General features: G+C 58.2%; 1 rRNA gene. It reads left to right on the top strand.

The window, feature by feature from the left end:
* Nucleotides 1-18 precede the first annotated feature (18 nt).
* Nucleotides 19-1540: ribosomal RNA gene (locus tag AC3WT4_RS19850) — 16S ribosomal RNA — on the top strand.
* The last annotated feature ends 123 nt before the right edge of the window (nucleotides 1541-1663 follow it).

The following is a 1663-nucleotide window of genomic DNA, read 5'->3' as shown; positions in this document are numbered from 1 at the left end:
GGTGGTGGGCGTTGTTCATTTACGGAGAGTTTGATCCTGGCTCAGGACGAACGCTGGCGGCGTGCTTAACACATGCAAGTCGAACGATGATGCCCAGCTTGCTGGGTGGATTAGTGGCGAACGGGTGAGTAACACGTGAGTAACCTGCCCTTGACTTCGGGATAACTCCGGGAAACCGGGGCTAATACCGGATATGAGCCGTCCTCGCATGGGGGTGGTTGGAAAGTTTTTCGGTCAGGGATGGGCTCGCGGCCTATCAGCTTGTTGGTGGGGTGATGGCCTACCAAGGCGACGACGGGTAGCCGGCCTGAGAGGGCGACCGGCCACACTGGGACTGAGACACGGCCCAGACTCCTACGGGAGGCAGCAGTGGGGAATATTGCACAATGGGCGAAAGCCTGATGCAGCGACGCCGCGTGAGGGATGAAGGCCTTCGGGTTGTAAACCTCTTTCAGCAGGGAAGAAGCGCAAGTGACGGTACCTGCAGAAGAAGCGCCGGCTAACTACGTGCCAGCAGCCGCGGTAATACGTAGGGCGCAAGCGTTGTCCGGAATTATTGGGCGTAAAGAGCTCGTAGGCGGTTTGTCGCGTCTGGTGTGAAAACTCGAGGCTCAACCTCGAGCTTGCATCGGGTACGGGCAGACTAGAGTGCGGTAGGGGAGACTGGAATTCCTGGTGTAGCGGTGGAATGCGCAGATATCAGGAGGAACACCGATGGCGAAGGCAGGTCTCTGGGCCGCAACTGACGCTGAGGAGCGAAAGCATGGGGAGCGAACAGGATTAGATACCCTGGTAGTCCATGCCGTAAACGTTGGGCACTAGGTGTGGGGCTCATTCCACGAGTTCCGTGCCGCAGCAAACGCATTAAGTGCCCCGCCTGGGGAGTACGGCCGCAAGGCTAAAACTCAAAGGAATTGACGGGGGCCCGCACAAGCGGCGGAGCATGCGGATTAATTCGATGCAACGCGAAGAACCTTACCAAGGCTTGACATGCACGGGAAGCCACCAGAGATGGTGGTCTCTTTGGACACTCGTGCACAGGTGGTGCATGGTTGTCGTCAGCTCGTGTCGTGAGATGTTGGGTTAAGTCCCGCAACGAGCGCAACCCTCGTCCCATGTTGCCAGCGGGTTATGCCGGGGACTCATGGGAGACTGCCGGGGTCAACTCGGAGGAAGGTGGGGATGACGTCAAATCATCATGCCCCTTATGTCTTGGGCTTCACGCATGCTACAATGGCCGGTACAAAGGGCTGCGATACCGTAAGGTGGAGCGAATCCCAAAAAGCCGGTCTCAGTTCGGATTGGGGTCTGCAACTCGACCCCATGAAGTCGGAGTCGCTAGTAATCGCAGATCAGCAACGCTGCGGTGAATACGTTCCCGGGCCTTGTACACACCGCCCGTCAAGTCACGAAAGTCGGTAACACCCGAAGCCCATGGCCCAACCGTTCGCGGGGGGAGTGGTCGAAGGTGGGACTGGCGATTGGGACTAAGTCGTAACAAGGTAGCCGTACCGGAAGGTGCGGCTGGATCACCTCCTTTCTAAGGAGCTACCAACCCTCGCTCGCTGGTGTTTGCTGGTGGGTGGGTGGTTCAGGTGCCACGCCATCGCCGTACGTGTGGTGGGTGGTTGCTCATGGGTGGAACATTGACGAAAGAGCTTCT

The organism is Cellulosimicrobium sp. EB106-03-01-XG111 (assembly GCF_058792115.1).
This window is presented reverse-complemented; position numbering and strand designations above follow the sequence as displayed.